Origin of the sequence: Streptomyces sp. NPDC090119 (genome assembly GCF_044747085.1) — a bacterium.
Classification (GTDB): domain Bacteria; phylum Actinomycetota; class Actinomycetes; order Streptomycetales; family Streptomycetaceae; genus Streptomyces.
In genome coordinates, this window is record NZ_JBIVDK010000002.1 from 948,391 (window position 1) to 969,311 (window position 20,921).

At 70.6% G+C, this 20,921-nt stretch carries 20 protein-coding genes, 1 tRNA gene and 1 pseudogene; 14 read left to right on the forward strand and 8 right to left on the reverse strand.

The window, feature by feature from the left end:
* Positions 1-66: 66 nt before the first annotated feature.
* Positions 67-1,635, reverse strand: a complete 1,569-nt coding sequence (locus ACIPPM_RS11665; RefSeq protein ID WP_401446450.1) for a purple acid phosphatase family protein — start codon at positions 1,633-1,635, stop codon at positions 67-69.
* A 163-nt stretch (positions 1,636-1,798) separates the two neighbouring features.
* On the opposite strand from ACIPPM_RS11665, the gene ACIPPM_RS11670 reads away from it, so the two are divergent.
* Both ACIPPM_RS11670 and glmS read left to right on the forward strand, forming a co-directional pair.
* Positions 1,799-2,056 carry a hypothetical protein gene (locus ACIPPM_RS11670; RefSeq protein WP_030816599.1) on the forward strand — a complete coding sequence of 86 codons (258 nt, stop codon included), beginning with the start codon at positions 1,799-1,801 and terminating at the stop codon, positions 2,054-2,056.
* A 25-nt stretch (positions 2,057-2,081) separates the two neighbouring features.
* A complete protein-coding gene (glmS, locus tag ACIPPM_RS11675) occupies positions 2,082-3,899 on the forward strand; it encodes a glutamine--fructose-6-phosphate transaminase (isomerizing) (protein WP_401445950.1) in 1,818 nt (605 codons plus the stop codon).
* A 219-nt stretch (positions 3,900-4,118) separates the two neighbouring features.
* Here glmS and ACIPPM_RS11680 read toward each other — a convergent pair whose 3' ends face one another.
* Positions 4,119-4,646 (reverse strand): universal stress protein, encoded by a 528-nt coding sequence (locus ACIPPM_RS11680; RefSeq protein ID WP_388993983.1) that lies wholly within the window; start codon positions 4,644-4,646, stop codon positions 4,119-4,121.
* A 312-nt stretch (positions 4,647-4,958) separates the two neighbouring features.
* Here ACIPPM_RS11680 and ACIPPM_RS11685 point away from each other — a divergent pair, with 312 nt between their 5' ends.
* The 5 genes from ACIPPM_RS11685 to ACIPPM_RS11705 all read left to right on the forward strand — a co-directional run bounded on the left by ACIPPM_RS11685 (position 4,959) and on the right by ACIPPM_RS11705 (position 8,228).
* On the forward strand, positions 4,959-5,240 hold the full coding sequence (locus ACIPPM_RS11685) for a hypothetical protein (protein ID WP_401445953.1): 282 nt from the start codon (positions 4,959-4,961) through the stop codon (positions 5,238-5,240).
* Between the two features lie 387 nt (positions 5,241-5,627).
* Complete coding sequence (locus tag ACIPPM_RS11690; RefSeq protein WP_401445956.1) at positions 5,628-6,848, forward strand: GlxA family transcriptional regulator; 1,221 nt, start codon at positions 5,628-5,630, stop codon at positions 6,846-6,848.
* Between the two features lie 104 nt (positions 6,849-6,952).
* The gene (gene orn / locus ACIPPM_RS11695; RefSeq protein WP_393596766.1) at positions 6,953-7,555 is read left to right on the forward strand and encodes an oligoribonuclease; all 603 of its coding nucleotides are present in this window, start codon (positions 6,953-6,955) and stop codon (positions 7,553-7,555) included.
* Positions 7,556-7,661: 106 nt separating this feature from the next.
* Positions 7,662-7,734: transfer RNA gene (locus tag ACIPPM_RS11700), tRNA-His, on the forward strand.
* 86 nt (positions 7,735-7,820) lie between these two features.
* Complete coding sequence (locus ACIPPM_RS11705) at positions 7,821-8,228, forward strand: hypothetical protein (protein ID WP_401445959.1); 408 nt, start codon at positions 7,821-7,823, stop codon at positions 8,226-8,228.
* A 54-nt stretch (positions 8,229-8,282) separates the two neighbouring features.
* On the opposite strand, the pseudogene ACIPPM_RS11710 reads toward ACIPPM_RS11705, so the two are convergent.
* Both ACIPPM_RS11710 and ACIPPM_RS11715 read right to left on the reverse strand, forming a co-directional pair.
* A pseudogene (locus ACIPPM_RS11710) lies at positions 8,283-8,816 on the reverse strand (DUF6879 family protein).
* Positions 8,782-8,991 (reverse strand): hypothetical protein, encoded by a 210-nt coding sequence (locus ACIPPM_RS11715; protein ID WP_401445961.1) that lies wholly within the window; start codon positions 8,989-8,991, stop codon positions 8,782-8,784. The pseudogene ACIPPM_RS11710 and the gene ACIPPM_RS11715 overlap by 35 nt, the downstream one beginning before the upstream one ends.
* A gap of 292 nt (positions 8,992-9,283) precedes the next feature.
* On the opposite strand from ACIPPM_RS11715, the gene ACIPPM_RS11720 reads away from it, so the two are divergent.
* Together ACIPPM_RS11720 and ACIPPM_RS11725 are read left to right on the forward strand one after the other, a co-directional pair.
* Complete coding sequence (locus tag ACIPPM_RS11720; RefSeq protein ID WP_401445963.1) at positions 9,284-9,796, forward strand: hypothetical protein; 513 nt, start codon at positions 9,284-9,286, stop codon at positions 9,794-9,796.
* The gene (locus ACIPPM_RS11725) at positions 9,793-9,969 is read left to right on the forward strand and encodes a hypothetical protein (protein WP_401445965.1); all 177 of its coding nucleotides are present in this window, start codon (positions 9,793-9,795) and stop codon (positions 9,967-9,969) included. Before ACIPPM_RS11720 ends, ACIPPM_RS11725 begins: the two co-directional genes overlap by 4 nt.
* Before the next feature lie 40 nt (positions 9,970-10,009).
* Here the strand turns inward: ACIPPM_RS11725 and ACIPPM_RS11730 are convergent, their stop codons facing one another.
* Positions 10,010-10,231 (reverse strand): hypothetical protein, encoded by a 222-nt coding sequence (locus ACIPPM_RS11730; RefSeq protein WP_401445968.1) that lies wholly within the window; start codon positions 10,229-10,231, stop codon positions 10,010-10,012.
* Positions 10,232-10,972: 741 nt separating this feature from the next.
* A complete protein-coding gene (locus ACIPPM_RS11735; protein ID WP_401445970.1) occupies positions 10,973-12,415 on the reverse strand; it encodes an MFS transporter in 1,443 nt (480 codons plus the stop codon).
* Positions 12,416-12,531: 116 nt separating this feature from the next.
* On the opposite strand from ACIPPM_RS11735, the gene ACIPPM_RS11740 reads away from it, so the two are divergent.
* Positions 12,532-13,218: a TetR/AcrR family transcriptional regulator gene (locus ACIPPM_RS11740; RefSeq protein WP_401445972.1), complete on the forward strand. Its 687-nt coding sequence runs from the start codon at positions 12,532-12,534 to the stop codon at positions 13,216-13,218.
* A 36-nt stretch (positions 13,219-13,254) separates the two neighbouring features.
* Here ACIPPM_RS11740 and ACIPPM_RS11745 read toward each other — a convergent pair whose 3' ends face one another.
* Entirely contained in the window at positions 13,255-14,313 is a 1,059-nt protein-coding gene (locus tag ACIPPM_RS11745) for a LacI family DNA-binding transcriptional regulator (RefSeq protein WP_401445974.1), read from the reverse strand.
* A gap of 298 nt (positions 14,314-14,611) precedes the next feature.
* On the opposite strand from ACIPPM_RS11745, the gene ACIPPM_RS11750 reads away from it, so the two are divergent.
* The 4 genes from ACIPPM_RS11750 (at position 14,612) to ACIPPM_RS11765 (ending at position 19,392) form a co-directional block, all read left to right on the forward strand.
* Positions 14,612-15,934, forward strand: coding sequence for an ABC transporter substrate-binding protein (locus ACIPPM_RS11750; RefSeq protein ID WP_401445977.1), 1,323 nt, complete (start codon positions 14,612-14,614; stop codon positions 15,932-15,934).
* Positions 15,931-16,962: a carbohydrate ABC transporter permease gene (locus tag ACIPPM_RS11755; protein WP_401445980.1), complete on the forward strand. Its 1,032-nt coding sequence runs from the start codon at positions 15,931-15,933 to the stop codon at positions 16,960-16,962. The genes ACIPPM_RS11750 and ACIPPM_RS11755 overlap by 4 nt, the downstream gene beginning before the upstream one ends.
* Positions 16,949-17,833, forward strand: a complete 885-nt coding sequence (locus tag ACIPPM_RS11760; RefSeq protein ID WP_401445982.1) for a carbohydrate ABC transporter permease — start codon at positions 16,949-16,951, stop codon at positions 17,831-17,833. The genes ACIPPM_RS11755 and ACIPPM_RS11760 overlap by 14 nt, the downstream gene beginning before the upstream one ends.
* A 107-nt stretch (positions 17,834-17,940) precedes the next feature.
* Complete coding sequence (locus tag ACIPPM_RS11765; protein ID WP_401445985.1) at positions 17,941-19,392, forward strand: GH1 family beta-glucosidase; 1,452 nt, start codon at positions 17,941-17,943, stop codon at positions 19,390-19,392.
* 61 nt (positions 19,393-19,453) lie between these two features.
* Here ACIPPM_RS11765 and ACIPPM_RS11770 read toward each other — a convergent pair whose 3' ends face one another.
* On the reverse strand, positions 19,454-20,893 hold the full coding sequence (locus ACIPPM_RS11770) for a cellulose binding domain-containing protein (RefSeq protein WP_401445988.1): 1,440 nt from the start codon (positions 20,891-20,893) through the stop codon (positions 19,454-19,456).
* Between the last annotated feature and the right edge of the window lie 28 nt (positions 20,894-20,921).

A 20,921-nucleotide genomic window follows, 5' to 3' on the forward strand; every position in this document is an offset into this window, starting at 1 on the left:
TGAATCGATCCCACCCGTGCGGGCAGCCCTCGGTCGCCGGGAGGACCGCCCGCTCCGCCCGTTCGGCTACTTGGCGCGGCGGGCCACCGTGAAGTGGTCGATGCGCTCACCGGTCTCGGCGATGCCGGACACGGTCAGCGTGGTGTGCCGACCCCTGGGCGCGGGGGTGACGTCCACGCGGAGGAACGAGTAGTCGAGGTAGCGCACCCGGGACCAGGCGACCGTCTCGGGCTTCTTGCCGTCCTTGAGGTTGACGAAGGAGGAGACGGACTCGACCTCGTGCTCGTGCCCCTCGTAGGTGTCGGGGGCGGTGAAGGCGTACAGGCTGCGCCCGGCGGCGCCCGCGGTGACGTAGACGACGCCCTCGGTCTCCGGGTAGGCGGTGCCGCCGATGGGGAGCTTCTTGGTGACCGTGTCGCCCTTGATCACGTCGGTGCGCTCGTACTGGTGGTTGTGGCCGTTGATGACCAGGTCCACGGTGTACTTCTCGAACAGCGGCACCCACTCCTGGCGCACCCCGCCCTCGGAGGCATGCGCGGTGGAGGTGCAGTAGGCGCAGTGGTGGAAGAAGACGACGACGAAGTCGACGTCCCGCGCGGCCCGGAACTTCTTGAGCTGGGCCTCCAGCCACCTGGTCTGCGTGCCCCCGGAGATGCCGAGGTTGGCCGGGATCTCGTAGGAGATGTCGTTGGCGTCCAGGGAGATGACGGCGGTGTTGCCGTAGACGAAGGAGTAGACGCCGGGGAGGTTGGCCGCGTCGGGGCCGTTGTCCGGGAGGGACCAGCGGGCCTCCTCGCCGCCGTAGCCGTTGGGCGAGTACCAGGCTTCCATGTCGTGGTTGCCGTAGGCGGGCATCCAGGGGATCTGCTTGGCGACGGACTCGGTCTGGTGCAGGAACTGGTCCCAGGTGCGGGAGTCGAAGCCGGTGTCGGCGGTCTTGCCCGCACCGGAGGGGTCGCCGTAGGCGATGTCGCCCGCGTGCAGGTGGAAGGCGGGGTTCTGGCCGAGGATCAGGGCGTTGTTGGCGAGGCCGTGGTAGCCGACGCCCTCGTCGCCGAAGGCGGTGAAGGTGAAGGGCGCCTTGTGGGCGGGGGCGGTGGTGAAGGTGCCCAGCGTGCCGAGCAGGTGCGGCTCGGCGGGGTCGAAGCCGTGGTGGCCGACGCCGTAGTAGTAGGTCTGGCCGGGGCGCAGGTGGCTCAGCCGCGCGTGCACGTAGTACTGGCTGTGGTCGCCGCTCGCGCCGACCCCGGCCGGGGTGTACAGCGCGCGGACCTCGGCGTCGATCTTGCGGGAGAGGTCCCAGGGGTGGGCGCCGATCCGGATGAAGGGGCGCTTCACGGCGACCGGCACCTGCCAGGAGACGGTGACCTCGGTGCGCGGGTCGTTGCCCCAGGCCAGGTGGCGGCCGAAGGGGGCGGCCAGGGCGCCGTCCACGTGCTCGGTGGGGCGCGGCGCCGGGGCCGCGGGGGTGGCGGCGGCCGGGGTGACGGCGCCGGGCACGAAGGCGCCGCCCGCGACGGTGCCGAGGGTGACGGCGCCGCCCCGGATCAGGGTGCGCCGGGAGAATCTGCTCCGCAGGTACTCGTGCCGCTCGGCCATGCTCATCCGCTCGGCCAGCTTCTCGGGTACGCCCATACGAGGAATGTCCATGACCGCAAACTCGTGGTCGGCGGCAACGCGATCCGGGACGGCGAGTGGACTCCGGGCGAACAGCGCCCCATGAGCACACCAACAAGCGCTTGCCCGGAATCGGGCACGATTCTTGCGAAACCGGCGTCCGTACCCGAAGATCTACCGGGTGCACGAGGAACTTGTCGATCATTTGACGCGCTCCACCCCGCTCAGCCGGGGCGAGGCGCTGCGAGTGATACAGGACGTGCTCGCCTTCTTCGACGAGACGACCCAGGACTACGTCCGTCGTCGACACCGAGAACTGCAGGCCCAGGGCCTGCAGAACGCGGCGATCTTCGAACGGATCGATGCGGACCTGAAATACCGCGCGGTGGCACCGCCGGAGCTCACGCTCAGGCAGCTGCGCCGCATGGTCTACGGCTGACAAGCCAGGGTGAGGGAGCTTTTACATGTGCGGGATTGTCGGATACATCGGTAAGCGGGACGTCGCTCCCCTGCTGCTGGAGGGTCTCCAGCGCCTGGAGTACCGGGGTTACGACTCGGCGGGTGTCGTCGTCAGCTCCCCCAAGACGCCTGCCCTGAAGATGGTCAAGGCCAAGGGCCGGGTGCGTGACCTGGAGGCCAAGGTCCCCGCGCGCTTCAAGGGCACCACCGGTATCGCCCACACCCGCTGGGCCACCCACGGCGCGCCCTCCGACGTGAACGCCCACCCGCACATGTCGGCCGACGACAAGGTCGCCGTCGTCCACAACGGCATCATCGACAACGCCTCCGACCTGCGCCGCAAGCTGGAGGCGGACGGCGTCGAGTTCCTCTCCGACACCGACACCGAGGTCCTCGTCCACCTGGTCGCCCGCTCCGAGGCCGAGAAGCTCGAGGACAAGGTCCGCGAGGCGCTCCGCGCCGTCGAGGGCACCTACGGCATCGCCGTGATGCACGCCGACTTCCCCGACCGCATCGTGGTGGCCCGCAACGGCTCCCCGGTCGTCCTCGGCATCGGCGAGAAGGAGATGTTCGTCGCCTCGGACATCGCCGCCCTGGTCGCCCACACCCGCCAGATCGTCACCCTGGACGACGGCGAGATGGCCACCCTGAAGGCCGACGACTTCCGCACCTACACCACCGAGGGCACCCGCACCAGCGCCGAGCCCACCACCGTGGAGTGGGAGGCCGCCTCCTACGACATGGGCGGCCACGACACCTACATGCACAAGGAGATCCACGAGCAGGCCGACGCCGTGGACCGCGTGCTGCGCGGCCGCATCGACGACCGCTTCTCCACCGTGCACCTGGGCGGCCTCAACCTGGACGCCCGTGAGGCCCGCCGCATCCGTCGCGTGAAGATCCTCGGCTGCGGCACCTCGTACCACGCGGGCATGATCGGCGCCCAGATGATCGAGGAGCTGGCCCGCATCCCCGCCGACGCCGAGCCGGCGTCCGAGTTCCGCTACCGCAACGCGGTCGTCGACCCCGACACCCTGTACGTCGCGGTCTCCCAGTCCGGTGAGACGTACGACGTGCTGGCCGCCGTGCAGGAGCTGAAGCGGAAGGGCGCCCGCGTCCTCGGTGTGGTCAACGTGGTCGGTTCGGCCATCGCCCGCGAGGCCGACGGCGGCATCTACGTGCACGCCGGTCCCGAGGTGTGCGTGGTCTCCACCAAGTGCTTCACCAACACCACGGTCGCCTTCGCGCTGCTCGCCCTGCACCTGGGCCGCACCCGTGACCTGTCGGTGCGTGACGGCAAGCGGATCATCGAGGGCCTGCGCAAGCTGCCCGGCCAGATCGCCGAGATCCTCAAGCAGGAGGAGCAGGTCCGCGAGCTGGCCGAGGAGTACGCGGAGAGCCGCTCGATGCTCTTCATCGGCCGTGTCCGGGGCTACCCGGTCGCCCGTGAGGCTTCCCTGAAGCTCAAGGAGATCACCTACATCCACGCCGAGGCGTACCCCGCCTCCGAGCTGAAGCACGGCCCGCTGGCCCTGATCGAGCCCGCCCTGCCGACGGTCGCCATCGTCCCGGACGACGACCTGCTGGAGAAGAACCGCGCCGCGCTGGAGGAGATCAAGGCCCGCAGCGGCAAGATCCTCGCCGTCGCGCACCGCGAGCAGGAGAAGGCCGACCAGACGATCGTCGTCCCGAAGAACGAGGACGAGCTGGACCCGATCCTCATGGGCATCCCGCTCCAGCTCCTCGCGTACCACGCGGCGAAGGTCCTGGGCCGTGACATCGACAAGCCGCGCAACCTGGCGAAGTCGGTGACGGTGGAGTAGTCCTCCCCCGGATACAGAGAAACGGACCCTCGCGCGAGCCGTCGTGGGGGTCCGTTTCTTTGCCGCTGTGCCCGGGCCGGTGGCCGTCACCCACCGGCCGACAGCACGACTCACCTGCGGCGTCGGCTGTTGTATGCCCGGCGCGGAGAAGGGGGACACCCCTACGCGCGAGTAGCTTCACGGAGCGCGAAGTGGCGTGAAAGCAGGGGAAGTTGAGGCTCAGGGAATCACGATGACGGGCCGCCGGGCCCGCTTGGTGAGCCGTCCCGCCACCGAGCCGAAGATCCGCCCGGCGATGCCGTGCGTGGAGCCGACGACGATCGCGTCCGCCTCGTACTCCCGCCCGACCTCCTCCAGTTCATGGCAGATGTCGCCGCCGCGCTCCACGAGAATCCACGGCACCTCGCTCAAGTGGTCGGCGCAGGCCAGCTCCAGACCGAGCACTTCGGTGCGATGGTCCGGGACGTCCACGAAGACGGGCGGCTCGCACCCGGCCCAGACCGTGGTGGGCAGCCGGTTGGCCACATGGACGATGATCAGACCCGAACCGGAACGGTGGGCCATGCCGACGGCGTAGGCGAGGGCGCGCTCGCTGGAGGTGGAGCCGTCGAAGCCGACGACCACTCCGTGCCGGAAGGCGGGATCGCAGGATGGGCGTGACTCTTCCGCCGCCAGGGGCTCGGCCGCCGTGGGTTCGGCTACCGGCCGCTTGCGGTCCGCGGGTTCGAAGAATTCGTGACCGGCCATGGCTGTCTCGGCGTCGTGATCCTTGTATGGAGGGGGACATCGTGCGGCGGAGCTGTGTCCGGGAAACGTCTTCCCCTGCCCATACCCCCAAGGGTACGGCGGCACGCCTCCCAGTCGCAGTTCGCGCACACGCTCCGTGAGCGGCCCTCCGGGACGACCCGAGGGGTTCCAGGGAGCATGCACGAGCGGCGCCCCTTACGCAATGGTCGCTGCCCCGTACAGGCGGTTTGCCGGGACCTGTCGCCCCCGGGGTGACCGTCCGGCCGTCCGCGCGTTGAACCCCCTGAACCGCCGCCCCCAGGGAGCCCGCAGATGCCCGCACCCCGCCCCGTACCGCGCTCCGCGCCCGGCCCTCGGCCCGGCCCGCCGCCCGGCACGGACGCCGCGCGCGAGGTGATCCGCTGGGCGGTGTTCAGCAGCGTGCTGGTACCGGTGGTCCTGCTGTGGTGCGGGACGGCGCCGACGGCCGCCGTGGGGGCGGGGCTGGGACTGGCCGGGGCCACCGCTGTCTGCCGGTCGCTGCTGGTGCGCTCGCTGCGCGGGGCCGCGCGGGGAGTCGCAGATCACACGAGAGCCAGTACACCGGTCGACTGACCGGTTTCCACACCCTCGAACGTTGGTTTTCAGCCAAGTTCCTAATATCGCTCCGGAGGGGTCCCAACCACCCCTCAACCCCCGTTCCACCTGCACAAACAGGGGTCGTTCGACCCGTCGCACCCTATGCGGTTTAGCCACCCCGCAGAGGCGTACTTCCCTGCACGCCCCACGAGTGCAACCCTTCGTGATCGAATGCTTCACGCCAAGTTGTCATGTCGACAATGCACCGCGTGTGGAACTGGCCACCGGCAGACCGCGGGAGCCAGTAGATTTCGATCTTGATGTCTTACGGCGGGGGACTCGTGCAGGACCGAGGGGAAACGTGCAGGAGCGACAGACCCGAAGCGTAAAGGGAGCCGCGACCACCGAGGGGGGCTTAGCAGTATGAGCCACGACTCCACCGCCGCGCCGGAAGCCACCGTCCGGAAACTCGCCGGGCGACGCCGCAAGGAGATCGTCGCGGTGCTGCTGTTCAGCGGCGGCCCCATCTTCGAGAGTTCCATACCGCTTTCGGTGTTCGGGATCGACCGCCAGGACGCCGGAGTGCCGCGATACCGACTGCTGGTGTGCGGGGGCGAGGACGGCCCGCTGCGGACCACAGGGGGCCTGGAACTCACCGCGCCGCATGGCCTGGAGGCGATCTCCCGCGCGGGGACGGTCGTCGTACCGGCCTGGCGCTCGATCACCTCGCCGCCACCGGAGGAGGCGCTCGACGCGCTGCGCCGGGCGCACGAGGAGGGGGCCCGCATCGTCGGCCTGTGCACCGGGGCGTTCGTCCTGGCCGCGGCCGGCCTGCTGGACGGCCGCCCGGCCACCACCCACTGGATGTACGCGCCGACGCTGGCCAAGCGCTATCCGTCGGTGCACGTCGATCCGCGTGAGCTGTTCGTCGACGACGGCGACGTGCTCACCTCGGCCGGTACGGCCGCCGGGATCGACCTGTGTCTGCACATCGTGCGGACGGACCACGGCAACGAGGCCGCCGGTGCGCTGGCCCGTCGCCTGGTGGTGCCGCCCCGCCGCAGCGGCGGTCAGGAGCGCTACCTCGATCGGTCTTTACCGGAGGAGATCGGCGCCGACCCGCTGGCCGAGGTCGTCGCCTGGGCGCTGGAACACCTCCACGAGCAGTTCGACGTGGAGACGCTGGCGGCACGCGCCTACATGAGCCGCCGTACGTTCGACCGCAGGTTCCGCTCGCTCACCGGCAGCGCGCCGCTGCAGTGGCTGATCACCCAGCGGGTGCTGCAGGCGCAGCGGCTGCTGGAGACCTCCGACTACTCGGTGGACGAGGTCGCGGGCCGCTGCGGCTTCCGCTCCCCGGTCGCGCTGCGCGGGCACTTCCGCCGCCAGCTGGGCTCGTCCCCGGCGACCTATCGGGCCGCCTACCGGGCCCGCAGGCCGCAGAGTGAGCGGCCGGTGGAGCAGGAGCAGCAGTTCGCGCAGCACGGGGTGCCGCAGGGGTCGTCGGGTCTGCCCGGCCATGGCCCGGTGGCCCCGGTCCCCTCGGTCCTGCACCCGGACCGGGACGGCGGGGTTCCGCTGCAGAGCCGTCGGCACACGGCGGGCGCGGTGAGCCTGCTGCCGGGGCCGCGCGGGGGCGGCTGAGGAGCACGCGAGTGAGGGGGTGGGAGGGGCTCGGCCTCTCCCACCCCCTTCCGCGTGTGTACGCGCGGGTCCAGGTGGCTGTGGGTCCCCTTAAGGTGAGACACATGAACGATCGCATGGTGTGGATCGACTGCGAGATGACCGGCCTCTCGCTGTCCGACGACGCGCTCATCGAGGTGGCCGCCCTCGTCACCGACTCCGAGCTGAACGTGCTCGGCGAAGGGGTGGACATCGTCATCCGCCCGCCGGACTCCGCGCTGGAGACGATGCCGGAGGTGGTGCGCCAGATGCACACCGCGTCCGGGCTGCTGGAGGAGCTGGCCGGGGGCACGACGCTGGCCGACGCCGAGGAGCAGGTGCTCGCGTACATCCGTGAGCACGTCAAGGAGCCGGGCAAGGCCCCGCTGTGCGGCAACTCCGTCGGCACCGACCGCGGCTTCCTGCTGCGCGACATGCCGACGCTGGAGTCCCACCTCCACTACCGGATCGTCGACGTGTCCTCGATCAAGGAGCTGGCCCGGCGCTGGTACCCGCGGGCCTACTTCAACAGCCCGGACAAGAACGGCAACCACCGGGCGCTGGCCGACATCCGCGAGTCCATCGCCGAGCTGCGCTACTACCGCGAGGCGGTCTTCGTCCCGCAGCCCGGCCCGGACTCCGACACGGCGAAGTCGATCGCCGCGAAGTACGTCCTGCCGCCTTCGTAGCCCCCTGGGAACGCGTGCACGGAAACGTGTGCGCGAGCACCCCTCAAGACCCTGTAGACTTCTTCTCGGCCGGTCGGGGAAACGACAAGTTCCACCGCCGGTCGTGGTGGGTGTAGCTCAGCTGGTAGAGCACCTGGTTGTGGTCCAGGAAGTCGCGGGTTCAAGTCCCGTCACTCACCCTGATCGACTGAGGGGCCGATCCGTTTCGACGGATCGGCCCCTCAGTCGTTTCCGCGCCACGATCCCCTCTGCGATCCTGCGTGTCATGTCCGCACGAAACCGCAGGCTGCCCCGCGGCTACTCCTGGCCACTGACCTCGACCGACCTCACCGAGTCCCTGGGCCCCCTGATGACCCACGTCACGGAGACACGGTTCCTCACGGGGCGCGACGCCGGGACCATCGTCCTGGGCGCGGCCTGGGTGCCACCGCTCTTCCGGAACTATGGCCGCGACACGCACCCGGACGCGGTCGGCTTCCGCATAGACGTCCCCATGGTCCCCACCCCGGCCCGAGCCACCACCCGCACCATCCTCCGAGACCGGGCCCTCCCCCAGCTCCGCGACTGGATCACGCTCGGAATCCAAGCCGGTGAGACCTGGCACCTGACCCCTCACGAACGTCTCTGGCATCTGACCGGCGGTCATCTCACGCATGAGGACGCCGCCGTCTGACGTCATCCGCCGACGGCTGGTCCAGCTCCGCCGGGCCGTCCGGTGCGTGCCGGCTCAGCGGATCTCGTACTGGTCGTGCGGAACGGCTCGCGCCCAGACCGTGTCGAAGGCTTCACCGCACAGCTTCGCCGCCGTGGGGTCGTCGGTGACCTCCCCGCCCGCGGACGCGCCCGCTCCTGTGAAGTGGTTCCAGCGGACCACCTGACCGTCGATGACCCAGAAGTCGTTGGCGGGCAGAGCGATCGCACCGGTCCGGCGACGCGGGAGCCAGCGCACCTGCTCTCCGGCGGCCACATTGGTGAAGGTGCTGTCGTAGAGGAAGCGGGTGTACTCGCTCACCGGCTCCGAGACGATCCGGGCCCGCCGGACGACGCCCCCTCGGGTCACGGTGTCCCGCACCAGGTCCAGCCACGGCCGCCATCAGGACAGGCGGTCGGCGGGGTCGTACCGGAATCCCTCACGCCACTCGGCGAACGGTCCGCGCTCATAGTCGACGGCGTAGGAGTCGCGCATCTCCAGGTGGACGGCGGAGCGTTGTGCGGACGCAAGAAGGTCAGTGAACTCGACCGGCGGCACGTTCGACGACATCACAAGCCTCCCTGATCATCGGCACCATGCGTGCGGGGACACGAATCACGGCCTCATGCTCGGGAATGCCGACCGCGTGTCCGGGCAACTCCAACGCGGCGCATTCCGCTTGCAGTTCCGGGCTCGGCTTCCACCCCGGCCCGATTACACACGGGAGAGTGATGGTCACGCACAAATATGCACACCGCTCGCCGCACCGCATGCCACCTCTCTGGCGTCACCGGGGACTACCGACTCCGAGAGAGCTCCGTGTGCACTGCGGCCGCGTCACCCCGCCCGTCACTCTCCCCTCCCGAAGTGATCCCCCCGACGCCGTCCGGGACTGGCTGGCCGGCTCGCACGCGTCCCCCGGGCAGGCACGACGCGAGTGGGCTCGGTGCGGACTCGCGCTGCTCCCGCTCGGTTCCCGTTTCGATGCCGTCCGCATCCCCGGCGACCTCGTCCATGCCGCCGTCGGGAGCCTGGCGGTGAGCGACGCCCTCGACGGTCCCGTCATCCACGACGTGCGAACCCTCGGCGCCACCTACTGGGCCCTGGTCCCCCATCAGGACGACTGGCCCGGCGACCCGGAAACCCAACTCCTCAGCCACGGCACGTACCTCGGGGTGCCCGACCTCACCGTCGTCGGACCGCCCGGCTCGTTCTGGGTGACCCCGCCCCGCCGTCGGCACCACCTGTGCCGCGCCGAGGAAGTGCTGGCGCTCATCGCCTGTGGCAGAAAGAAGTTGGGGCAGGAACACACGGCCCACGCAGAGGCACTGAACGCTCTCGTTCAGGAACTTCCCCCACCCCACACCCTGTCCGACGACCACCTGCGGGGCCGCACCTGCGTCTGGTGCGACACGCGGCTCACCACCGAGACCGCCTTCCTCGACTTCGGCCAACTGACCAGCCTCCAGCGCTGGTTCCCGCGCGCCTGCCGCCCCTGCACCGACGAGCGGGCAGAACGCGCGCGAACGGGCCAGGAGGGACGGCAGTGAACATCGAAGCCGAGCCGCCACCGTCCTGCATCACCCCCGCCTGCGCCCGCTGTGGCCACTGCTTCCAGCCCGGCGAGCCCTACGACGTCGTACCCGTCGAGTCCGGCACCGGCGTCGCTCCGGACGCCTACCGTCATCGCGAGCAGTGCGTCCTCGCGCGAAGGCGTCGGTGAAGATCCTCGGTGTTCTCCCCGAAGGCCCGTCCGACGAGCGTCAGTTCCAGGGGTCCTGGGAGGGGTTCTCGCCCAGCAGCCTCGCCGCGGCCACGCAGAGGTCCCGGCCGAAGATCTGGTTGCTGCCCCATTCGGAACCCCACAGCTCGCAGGCGGCCTGTGCCACGGCGCGCCAGGAGTACTCCTCGTCGCATCGCCACCTGCGAACCTGCGCAGCCATCTCCGGTGTGATCGTCGCGAGGTCGAGGGGGTCGTGTGTCATCACGGAGATCCTAGGGAGGTTCCGGAGAAGACGATCAACGGGTTACCTATACCGGTGATGCTGACCACCAACCGCTCGGACGGTTGAGAACTTCGCCAGTCGGGCCCCACACCCCCATCGTGTGCAAGTCGGCGCGTCACCCGTCTTCATCGAGGGCGGTCGGCTCAAGTCCGTCTGCATCCGTCGCCTCGGGCTGGACGAGCTGGACGGCATAGCCACGATCCACCCGGGCAGCGACGCCTCGCACAAGGCGCTCACCGATGAGCTACAAGGAGTCGACCGACGCAGGTGGACTGGAAACCGTACGCGGCTGGCCTCGCCGCCGAAGCGCCCCACCTTGGTACACCGCGGACGCGGGCGGCTGGACCTGTGTGGACGGCTCGGCGAACCAGGGCCTGGATGAGGGCCGCCTTCACGGACGCGACGCTCGTCACACGGGTCGGCGCCGTCCACGCCGACGACGTGCCAGGCGGCCACCTCGTGACCGGAAGGGCCACATCCTGGTCCACGTTGTCCGGCCTGGTGTCGAGCACCGCACCGGTACCGACGACGACGGCAGCCGAACGGCGTCACGCCGGAAGGGGAGACCACCCTGAGCCGCGACGGGTACGAGCCGCAGGTGAAGATTCGCCCGGGACTCGTCATCAGGCAGGGCGCGCACCCGGTCGGGCAGGTCACTGACCCTTTTCGTGCGGCCGGTCTCCGGGAGCCGCGACCGCGTACAGGTCAAGGACCTCACCGTCAGGTCCCGTCAGTCGCGCGTGGACTGCGCCGTCCCCGCAGCACCGTCACCGCCACCACGACCCCCGCCGCCAGCAATCCCGCCCCCAGCCGCAGCCCCAGCGCGTATCCCTCCGTCAGGCTCTGAGGTGTGACCACGTGCCCCGTGCGGTGGGTGGCAGTCGTGACCAGGGCCGTCAGGCCGAGGGACGCGCCGATCTGGCGGGAGCTGTTCAGCAGACCGGAGGCGGTGCCGGCCTCGTGGGACACCACGCCCTCTGTGGCCAGGGAGACCACGGGGGCGAGACAGAAGCCGAAGCCGATGCCCGCGAGGATCGCCGGGCCGAGGATGTCGGCGGTGAAGGAGCCGTCCGTGGTGATCAGGCTCGCCCAGGCGAAGCCCGCGGCCGTCAGGGTGCCGCCGATGACGAGGAGGGTCCGGGGCGGTACCCGGTAGCCGAGCTTGACCGCCAGGACCGAGCCGGTGATCACACCGAGGGCCAGCGGGAGGAACTCCACGCCGGTGCGGGCGGCGCCGTGGCCCAGGACGTGTTGCAGGTAGAGGGAGATGAAGTAGAAGGCGGAGGCCATCGCGGCACCGGCCAACAGGTTGAAGGCGTTGGACCCGAGGACCGAGCGGTTGGTGAACAGGCCCAGCCGGACGAGCGGTTCGCGGCGGGTGGTCCGTTCGACCTGGACGAAGGCGACCAGCAGGGCCACGGCGGCCGTGAGAGTCGTCAGCGTCACCGGCGAACCCCACCCGTACCGGTCGGTGCGGACGACGCCGAACACCAGGAGCAGCATCCCCGACGTGACGAGGGCGGCGCCGAGGATGTCGGGGCGTCCGCCACGAATCCGCCGGTCCGCGCCGACTCCCCGCCACGACAGCAGCAGCGCCCCCACCGCCATCGGCACGTTCACGAACATCACCCAGCGCCAGCCCGCGTACTGCGTGAGCACGCCTCCGATCAGGACGCCGAGAGCACCGCCCGCCGCGTTCACCGCGCTCCACACGCCGAAGGCCCGTACGCGGGCGCGACCGGAGGGGAAGGTCGTGGTCAGCAGGGCCAGCGCGGCCGGGGAGAGGGCGGCCGCTCCGATGCCCTGGGCGGCGCGGGCGGCGACCAGTTGTGCGGGGGACTGGGCGAGGCCGCCCACGAGGGAGGCGAGGCCGAACAGGGCGAGCCCGGTCAGCAGCACCGCCTTGCGGCCGTAGCGGTCAGCCGTCTTCCCGCCCAGCAGGAGCAGCCCGCCGAAGGTGAGCGCGTACGCGTGGATCACCCAGGTCAGACCCACCGCGCTGAAACCCAGCCCCGCGCCGATCTCGGGCAGGCCGACGTTCACCACCGACAGGTCGAGCGACACCATGAACTGCACGACGGCCACCGCGGCCAGGGTGAGCCCCGGCCGGACGCCCGCGTCGACGGCCGGGTCCGCCCCCTCCGACTCCACGACTGTCTCCATCACAAGCCCCTCCCTGCCGTCGGAAACGCGACTCCCGAAGTTTCGGAACGTGTTCCGAAAGTACCCCGCACGACCTCCCCTGTCGAGCGAGAAGCGAAGAACGGCATGATGGAGCGGTGCCTCGAAGCAACACATCGTCCGGCCGCACCGGCCGCCCCCCGGCCACCTCCCGTGCCGAGATCCTGGCCGCGGCCCGCCGCGTCATCGAGCGGGACGGCTGGGAGAAGCTGACCGTGCGCAGGCTGGCGGCGGACATCGGCATCGGGACGACGACGCTGTACCACCACGTCCGGGACCGGGAAGATCTGCTGGTCCAGCTCCTCAACGAGCACGTCGACCAGACCCTGCGCCCCGACCTCCCCGCCGAGCCGCGCGAGCGGATCATCGCGGCGGCCACCGCGATCCACGACTCCCTCGCCGCCTGGCCGTGGGCGGCCGAGATCCTCACCGTGGACGGCTTCCTCGCCCGGCTCGGGCCGGCGTCCCTGCAAGCGGTCGAGACGATCGTGGCCGGGGCCGTCGGCTGCGGGTGCACCCTCGACCAGGCCGTCGGCGTCTTCCGGAGCATCTGGTACTACACGGCGGGCGAGATCCTGGTCCGCGCGCGCTCCGCCCACCGGCGACCGGAAAGCACCCAACTCACCCAAGAGGCAGACTTCTTCAGCGGTATCGACAGCGGACGGCTGCCCCACCTCTCCGAAGTCGGCGACCGCTGGCCGGAGCTGGCGGCCCAGGACACCTACCCGGAGGCGCTCCGCGCCCTCGTCGACGGCCTCCTCGCACAGGCCGCTTCCGGGAACTGATCCGTCCCGGAGAAGCCGTAGCCCCGGGAGACGTCCCTACGACGACTCCCGCCCCACCAACTCCGTGGCCAGCACCGCATGCCGCCGCTCCAGCCCCCGCGTCCCCGCCGGTCGCCGGTCCGCGATCTCGGAGAGGAGGAGGTCGATCATCGCGCGGCCCATCTCCTCTATGGGCTGCCGGACGCTGGTCAGCGGAGGGTCCATGTGGCGGGCGATGGCGGAGTCGTCGTAGCCGACCAGGGCGACGTCGGAGGGGATGCGGCGGCCCGCCTCGCGGAGGGCCCGGCGGGCGCCCGCCGCGGTGACGTCGGAGGCGGCGAACACCGCGTCCAGGTCGGGGCGGCGGGAGAGCAGGGCGGTCATGGCGCGGCGGCCGCCGTCCTCGGTGAAGTCGCCCGGTTCGACGAGGAGTTCGTCGACCTCCAGGCCCGCGTCCCGCAGCGCGTCGCGGTAGCCGTCGACGCGGCGCTGGGCGCCGTAGACGTCGGGGCGGCCGGTGATGTGGGCGATGCGGCGGCGACCGCGGGCGAGGAGGTGCTCGACGGCGGAGCGGCCGCCGCCGTAGTTGTCGGAGTCGACCGAGGTGAGGGTCTCCCCCGCCGACCGGGGGCCGCTGATCACGGCCGGGATCTCCAGCCGGTCCAGCAGGTCGGGCAGCGGGTCGTCGGCGTGCACGGAGACCAGGAGGACGCCGTCGACGCGGTGGGCGGAGAGGTAGTCCGCGAGCCGCTGCCGCTTACGGTCGCTGCCCGCGAAGATCAGCAGCAACTGCCACTCGGTGTCGGCCAGTTCGGCGCCCACCCCACGCAGCATGTCGGAGAAGTACGGCTCGGCGAAGAAGCGGGTCTCCGGCTCCGGCACGACCAGCGCGATGGAGTCGGTGCGGTTGGCCGCGAGGGCGCGGGCCGCGGTGTTGGGGACGTACCCGAGTTCCGCGACCGCCGCCTCCACGGCCGCGCGGGTGGTGTCGCTGACCCGCGGGGAGCCGTTGATGACGCGGGAGACCGTGCCCCGGCCGACCCCGGCCCGCGCGGCCACCTCCTCGAGCGTCGGCCGCCCGCCGCCTCGGCCGCCCCGCACTCCGTGGCTCGTCATGGCCTCCGCCTCTCTCCGCGTACTGGTCCAACAGTGGCCCAAGCCGTCCGCACCAAAACCAGTGGCCGGTTAACAGCCCTATAACTGAACCGCGTTGGCCGTGCGCACTCCCTTGACACCCCGTCCCGAACGGACGACTCTTCAACCCATCACATGTGGGAGCGCTCCCACACTACCTGACACCTACACAACCCGCACGTTCCCCGCCCGAGCCGCAGCGAGTACGAACGGGCCCAGATCCACGCGATTTCCATGCAGTTGGCCGGGGGGTCGGCACGTCAGGCAACAGGAGGACGCAATGCGTACGAGCATCCGCAGGTCGCGCGGCACGGTGGCCATGGCGGTCACGGCCGCGCTGGCCACGGGTCTGCTGGCGGGCTGCGCCAGCGACTCGGACGACGGCTCGTCGGACGCGGGCGGCGGCGACGGCAAGGGCAACATCACGCTGACGGTCGGCACCTTCGGGGTCTTCGGCTACCAGCAGGCCGGTCTGTACGACGAGTACATGAAGCTGCACCCGGACATCAACATCAAGGAGAACGTCACCACTCGTACAGACGTGTACTGGCCGAAGGTGCTCACCCGCCTCCAGGCCGGTTCGGGCGCCGACGACATCCAGGCCATCGAGGTCGGCAACATCACGGAGGCCGTGCAGACGCAGGCCGCCAAGTTCGTCGACATCGGCAAGGACGTCGACAAGTCCCAGTGGCTGGACTGGAAGACCGCGCAGGCCACCACCCAGGACGGCAAGATCATCGGCCTCGGCACCGACATCGGCCCGATGGCGGTCTGCTACCGCAAGGACCTGTTCGCCAAGGCCGGTCTGCCCACCGACCGCACCAAGCTCGCCGAGCAGTGGAAGGGCGACTGGTCCAAGTACGTCGACCTCGGCAAGCAGTACATGAAGAAGGCGCCCAAGGGCACCAAGTACGTCGACTCGGCGTCCTCGGTGTACAACGCCTCCCTCGGCGGTGCCACCGAGCGGAACTACGACAAGGACGGCAAGGTCGTCTGGGACAAGTCCGCCGGCGTGAAGGACGCCTGGGACGACGCGATGAGCGTGGCGACCAGCGACATGTCGGCCAAGCTGAAGCAGTTCGACCCCACCTGGGACAAGGGCTTCGCCAACGGCTCCTTCGCCACGGTGGCCTGCCCCGCCTGGATGCTCGGCTACATCGGTGAGAAGGCCGGCGACTCCGGCAAGGGCAAGTGGGACGTGGCGGCGGCGCCGACCGCGTCCAACTGGGGCGGCTCCTTCCTCGGCGTGCCGACCTCGAGCAAGCACCAGAAGGAGGCCGTCGCGCTGGCCAAGTGGCTGACCGCGCCGGAGCAGCAGGGCAAGGTCTTCGCCAAGCAGGCCAGCTTCCCCTCCACCCCGTCGGCGTACGCGGGCCTGAAGCCGCAGGCGGACACCACCGCGTACTTCTCCGGCGCGCCGCTCACCCAGATCTTCTCCGACGCGGCGAAGACCATCCCGGCCCAGCCGCTGGGCCCGAAGGACAAGCCGATCGACGGCGCGATCAGTGACATCGGCATCCTCCAGGTCGAGCAGAAGGGCAAGTCCCCGGCGCAGGGCTGGGACGCCGCGTCCAAGGAGATCAAGGACGTGCTCGGCCAGTGACCTCCAAAGAGGCTCTCGCGCATCCCGCGTCGAGCGCCGAGACCGCGCCCGGCATCCCGCCGGGCGCGGTCCGGGGCGCTCGGGGTCGCGGTGCGCCGGACGGCGCCCCCTCCTGGCGCAGCCGGCTGTACCGCTGGGACACGAAGGCGTCGCCGTACGCGTTCGTGACCCCCTTCTTCGTGCTGTTCGGTGTGTTCACCCTGGTCCCGCTGCTGTACACGGTCTGGTACTCGCTGCACGACGTGCAGTTGTCCGCGCTCGACCAGCAGAGCTGGGCGGGCCTGGCCAACTACCGGAACCTGCTGTCCTCGGACTTCTTCTGGAACGCGCTGCGGAACACCTTCACCATCGGCGTGATCTCGACGGTCCCGCAGCTGATGGCGGCGCTCTGGCTGGCCCACATGCTCAACTACAAGCTGCGCGGCTCGACCGTGTGGCGCGTGGTGATGCTGACCCCGTACGCGACCTCGGTGGCGGCGGCGACGCTGGTGTTCACGCTGCTGTACTCGTGGGACGGCGGCATGGTGAACTGGATTCTCCACTTCATCGGTGTCGACCCGGTCAACTGGCGTGAATCCGACTGGGGATCGCGGTTCGCGGTGTCGAGCATCGTGATCTGGCGCTGGACCGGCTACAACGCGCTGATCTACCTGGCCGCGATGCAGGCCATCCCGGCGGACCTGTACGAGTCCGCCGCGCTCGACGGCGCCAACCGGCGCCAGCAGTTCTGGCACGTGACGATCCCGCAGCTGCGGCCCACCGTGCTGTTCACGATCGTCGTCTCGACCATCGGGGCCACTCAACTCTTCGGTGAGCCCCTGCTGTTCGGCGGGGTCAGCGGTTCCAAGGGCGGCTCGGAGCACCAATACCAGACGCTCGGGCTCTACATGTACGACCAGGGCTGGATCATCGGCAACCTCGGCAAGGCGTCCGCGATCGCGTGGACGATGTTCCTGGTCCTGCTGATCGTCGCCGCCGTCAACCTGCTGCTGACCCGCTGGCTGAGGAGGTCCGATGACCACCGGTGACCTCGTTCTTCCCAAGGCACGCACCGGACGGCGCCGGGCCACGGGCGCGGGCAAGCAGTTGCACGCCGGTCCGGTGACGTACGTGGCGCTGACCGTGTTCGCGCTGGTCTCGCTGGCGCCGCTGGTGTGGACGGCGATCGCGGCCTCGCGCACCGACCGGCGGCTCGCCCAGGCCCCGCCGCCGCTGTGGTTCGGCGGCAACCTGTTCAAGAACCTTCAGGCCGCCTGGGACCAGGCCGGGCTCGGCGTCGCGATGCTCAACTCGGTGGTCGTCGCGGGCGCGATCACGGTCAGTACGGTGGTGTTCTCCACGCTGGCCGGTTTCGCCTTCGCCAAACTGCGGTTCCGGTTCTCCGGGCTGCTGTTGCTGCTGACCATCGGCACGATGATGATCCCGCCGCAGCTCGCCGTCGTCCCGCTGTACCTGTGGATGAGCGACCTCGGCTGGTCCAACCAGCTCCAGACGGTGATCCTGCCGAGCCTGGTGACCGCGTTCGGCACGTTCTTCATGCGGCAGTACCTGGTGCAGGCGCTGCCGACCGAGCTGATCGAGGCGGCGCGGGTGGACGGGGCGAGCAGCCTCCGGATCGTCTGGCACGTGGTGTTCCCGGCGGCCCGGCCCGCGATGGCGGTGCTCGGCCTGCTGACCTTCGTGTTCGCCTGGAACGACTTCCTGTGGCCGATCATCGCCCTGAACCAGCAGAACCCGACCGTGCAGGTCGCCCTGAACGCGCTCGGCACCGGGTATGTACCGGACCAGGCGATCATCATGGCGGGCGCGCTGCTCGGCACCCTGCCGCTGCTGATCGCGTTCCTGCTGTTCGGCAAGCAGATCGTGGGCGGCATCATGCAGGGCGCGATCAAGGGCTGAGCCGTCCTGTCCGGGGGCCGGGTCACCGAGGTCCCGGCCCCTTCCCCTCACCCCGAGTTACCCCGAGTCTTCCCGACGTCTTCCCGACTCTCGATGGGAGCGCTTCCATGCCCGACTCCTCCTCCGTGGTCTCCCCCGTGGCCTCCGAGGTCACCTTCCCGCCGGCCTTCCTCTGGGGGGCGGCGACCTCCGCGTACCAGATCGAGGGGGCGGTGCGCGAGGGCGGCCGTACGCCCTCGATCTGGGACACCTTCAGTCATACGCCCGGCAGGACAGCGGGCGGCGAGACCGGTGACGTGGCCGTCGACCACTACCACCGCTACCGCGACGACGTGGCCCTCATGGCGGACCTGGGGCTCGGCGCGTACCGCTTCTCCGTCTCCTGGTCGCGGGTGCAGCCGACCGGGCGGGGTCCGGCGGTGCAGATCGGCCTGGACTTCTACCGGCGGCTGGTGGACGAGCTGCTGGCGAACGGCATCAAGCCCGCCGTCACCCTCTACCACTGGGACCTCCCGCAGGAGTTGGAGGACGCGGGCGGCTGGCCGGAGCGGGACACCGCGCACCGGTTCGCCGAGTACGCGCACCTGGTCGGCGAGGCGCTGGGCGACCGGGTGGAGAGCTGGATCACCCTCAACGAGCCCTGGTGCAGCGCCTTCCTGGGCTACGGCTCCGGGGTGCACGCCCCCGGCCGGACCGACCCGGTGGCCTCGCTGAAGGCGGCCCACCATCTCAACCTGGCGCACGGTCTCGGCGCTTCGGCGCTGCGCGCGGCGATGCCCGCCCGCAACCAGGTCGCGGTCAGCCTCAACTCGGCCGCAGTACGCCCGGTTTCGCAGGACCCGGCGGACCTGGCGGCGGCCCGGCGCATCGACGACCTGGCCAACGGGGTCTTCCACGGCCCGATGCTGCACGGCGCCTACCCCGAGTCCCTGCTCACCGCGACGGCCCCGCTCACCGACTGGTCCTTCGTCCTGGACGGCGACCTCGCCACCGCGAACGCCCCGCTGGACGCGCTGGGCCTGAACTACTACACCCCGGCGCTGGTCTCGGCGGTGACCGACAAGGTCAGCGGCCCGCGCGCGGACGGCCACGGCGCGAGCGAGCACTCCCCCTGGCCCGGCGCCGACGACGTGCTCTTCCACCAGAGCCCCGGCGAGCGCACCGAGATGGGCTGGACCGTAGACCCGACCGGCCTGTACGACCTGCTGATGCGCTACACCCGCGAGGCCCCCGGACTCCCGCTGTACATCACGGAGAACGGCGCCGCCTACGACGACAAGCCGGACGCGGACGGCCGGGTGCACGACCCCGAGCGCGTCGCCTACCTGCACGGCCACCTCTCGGCGGTCCGGCACGCCCTGCGCGACGGCGCCGACGTGCGCGGCTACTACCTGTGGTCCCTGCTGGACAACTTCGAGTGGTCCTACGGCTACCAGAAGCGGTTCGGCGCGGTCTACGTCGACTACGCGACCCTGGCCCGCACTCCGAAGTCCAGCGCCCGCTGGTACGGCGAGGCGGCCCGCACGGGCGCGCTGCCGTCGGTGGAGTCGGCGGGCTGAGCGCCGCACATGGGTGAGGCCCGGCGGTCTGGACACCGCCGGGCCTCACGCTCATGCGCGCCTAGTTGAAGGCGGCGAACGCCTTGGAGAAGGCGAACTTGTCCTGGGTGATCGAGCTGCACGTGGCGTCGGCGGTGGGCTTGGTGCCGCCGTCGCACGCCTTGTCACGGGTGCCGGACCACATGGACAGCGAGCCGATGCCCTTGGACTTGGCGAAGTCGACCAGCTGGCCGGCGTCGTCGACCTTGAAGATCTCGGTGGCCACGTCGTTGACACCGATCATCGGGGTGACGCCGACCGTCTTCCAGGCGTCGTCCTCGGAGAGCGCGAGCACGCCCTTGATCTGGCCCTGGGTGGCGGTGGCGGCCTGGATCGCGTAGTCGCCCATGTCGCCGCTGTACGCCGGGCCGTAGTCCATCGCCATGATGTTGACGCCGTCGACGCGGACGCCGTTGGCCTTGGCGTCGGCCAGCAGGTTCACGCCGTCCTGGGTGAGGCCCTCGGGCATCACCGGGAGGGTGTAGGAGACGTTCAGGTCGGGGTGGGCGGCCTGGAGCTTGGCGATGGCCTGGGCGCGCTTGGTGTTGGCGGCGGTGTTGGGCAGCGCGCCGCCCTCGACGTCGAAGTCGACCTTGGTCAGCTTGAAGGCGTCGACGGCCTTGCCGTAGGCGGCGGCCAGGGCGTCGGCGGAGCCGCAGGTGGTGGCGAGCTCCGAGCCGGAGGCGCCGCCGAAGGAGACGCGGACGTCACCGCCCTTGGCGCGCAGGTCGCCGATCTGGGCGGCCACGCCGTCGGCGGTCAGGTCGCTCACGCCGCCCCACTTGGGGGTGCAGCCGCCGCCGTCGGTGACGAAGGCCAGGTTGAAGTTCTTCACGCCGGTGGCGTCGGCGGTGCCGAGCAGGTCGAAGGCCGGGTAGAGCGAGGTGTCGACGTACGGGGCGAACCCGGCCGCCGCCTTGGTGCCGTTGCCCGCGGCCTTGGTGGGGACCGGCGTCTCCGGCTGGCTGGGGGTGCTCTGGGTGGGCGCCGGGGTCTCGGGCTCGGTGGGGCGGCCACTGGGCTCGGGGGTCGCGGCGGGGTCGGCGGCGCACTCGGAGCCGTCGATCCGACAGCCGGTGGGGTCGCCGGCGCCGTCGACGACGAAGCCGACGGTGACCGACTTGCCCGCGGCCAGCCCGTCGGTGTCCCACTTGGCGGCCTTCACCGTGACGTGCTGTCCGCTCACGCTGGACTCGGCGTTCCACAGCGAGCCGAGCTTGGCACCGGCCGGGAGGTCGAACTCCAGGCTCCAGTCCTTCTCGGCCGCGCCGGTGTCGTTGGTGACGACGTACTGGGCGCTGTACCCGGTCGACCACTCGCTGGTCTTGGTGTACGCGGCGCCGACCCCGGCGGCGTGCGCGACCCCGGTCACCAGGACCGCGCCGCCACCGGCCACGGCGGCCGCGACCACGCCGCCTATCGCCTTGTTCCTGCCACTGATCCTGCGCCGGTGCGTGCTCATTGGCGTGCCTGTCCTTCGTGCGGGGGTG

What these genes read in the sequence shown, in the direction of transcription:
- ACIPPM_RS11665 (WP_401446450.1), bottom strand. Translation starts at nt 1,635, where the DNA reads ATGGGCGTACCCGAGAAGCTGGCCGAGCGGATGAGCATGGCCGAGCGG.
- glmS (WP_401445950.1), top strand. Translation starts at nt 2,082, where the DNA reads ATGTGCGGGATTGTCGGATACATCGGTAAGCGGGACGTCGCTCCCCTG.
- ACIPPM_RS11680 (WP_388993983.1), bottom strand. Translation starts at nt 4,646, where the DNA reads ATGGCCGGTCACGAATTCTTCGAACCCGCGGACCGCAAGCGGCCGGTA.
- ACIPPM_RS11685 (WP_401445953.1), top strand. Translation starts at nt 4,959, where the DNA reads ATGCCCGCACCCCGCCCCGTACCGCGCTCCGCGCCCGGCCCTCGGCCC.
- ACIPPM_RS11690 (WP_401445956.1), top strand. Translation starts at nt 5,628, where the DNA reads ATGAGCCACGACTCCACCGCCGCGCCGGAAGCCACCGTCCGGAAACTC.
- orn (WP_393596766.1), top strand. Translation starts at nt 6,953, where the DNA reads ATGAACGATCGCATGGTGTGGATCGACTGCGAGATGACCGGCCTCTCG.
- ACIPPM_RS11705 (WP_401445959.1), top strand. Translation starts at nt 7,821, where the DNA reads ATGTCCGCACGAAACCGCAGGCTGCCCCGCGGCTACTCCTGGCCACTG.
- ACIPPM_RS11730 (WP_401445968.1), bottom strand. Translation starts at nt 10,231, where the DNA reads ATGACACACGACCCCCTCGACCTCGCGACGATCACACCGGAGATGGCT.
- ACIPPM_RS11735 (WP_401445970.1), bottom strand. Translation starts at nt 12,415, where the DNA reads ATGGAGACAGTCGTGGAGTCGGAGGGGGCGGACCCGGCCGTCGACGCG.
- ACIPPM_RS11745 (WP_401445974.1), bottom strand. Translation starts at nt 14,313, where the DNA reads ATGACGAGCCACGGAGTGCGGGGCGGCCGAGGCGGCGGGCGGCCGACG.
- ACIPPM_RS11750 (WP_401445977.1), top strand. Translation starts at nt 14,612, where the DNA reads ATGCGTACGAGCATCCGCAGGTCGCGCGGCACGGTGGCCATGGCGGTC.
- ACIPPM_RS11760 (WP_401445982.1), top strand. Translation starts at nt 16,949, where the DNA reads ATGACCACCGGTGACCTCGTTCTTCCCAAGGCACGCACCGGACGGCGC.
- ACIPPM_RS11765 (WP_401445985.1), top strand. Translation starts at nt 17,941, where the DNA reads ATGCCCGACTCCTCCTCCGTGGTCTCCCCCGTGGCCTCCGAGGTCACC.
- ACIPPM_RS11770 (WP_401445988.1), bottom strand. Translation starts at nt 20,893, where the DNA reads ATGAGCACGCACCGGCGCAGGATCAGTGGCAGGAACAAGGCGATAGGC.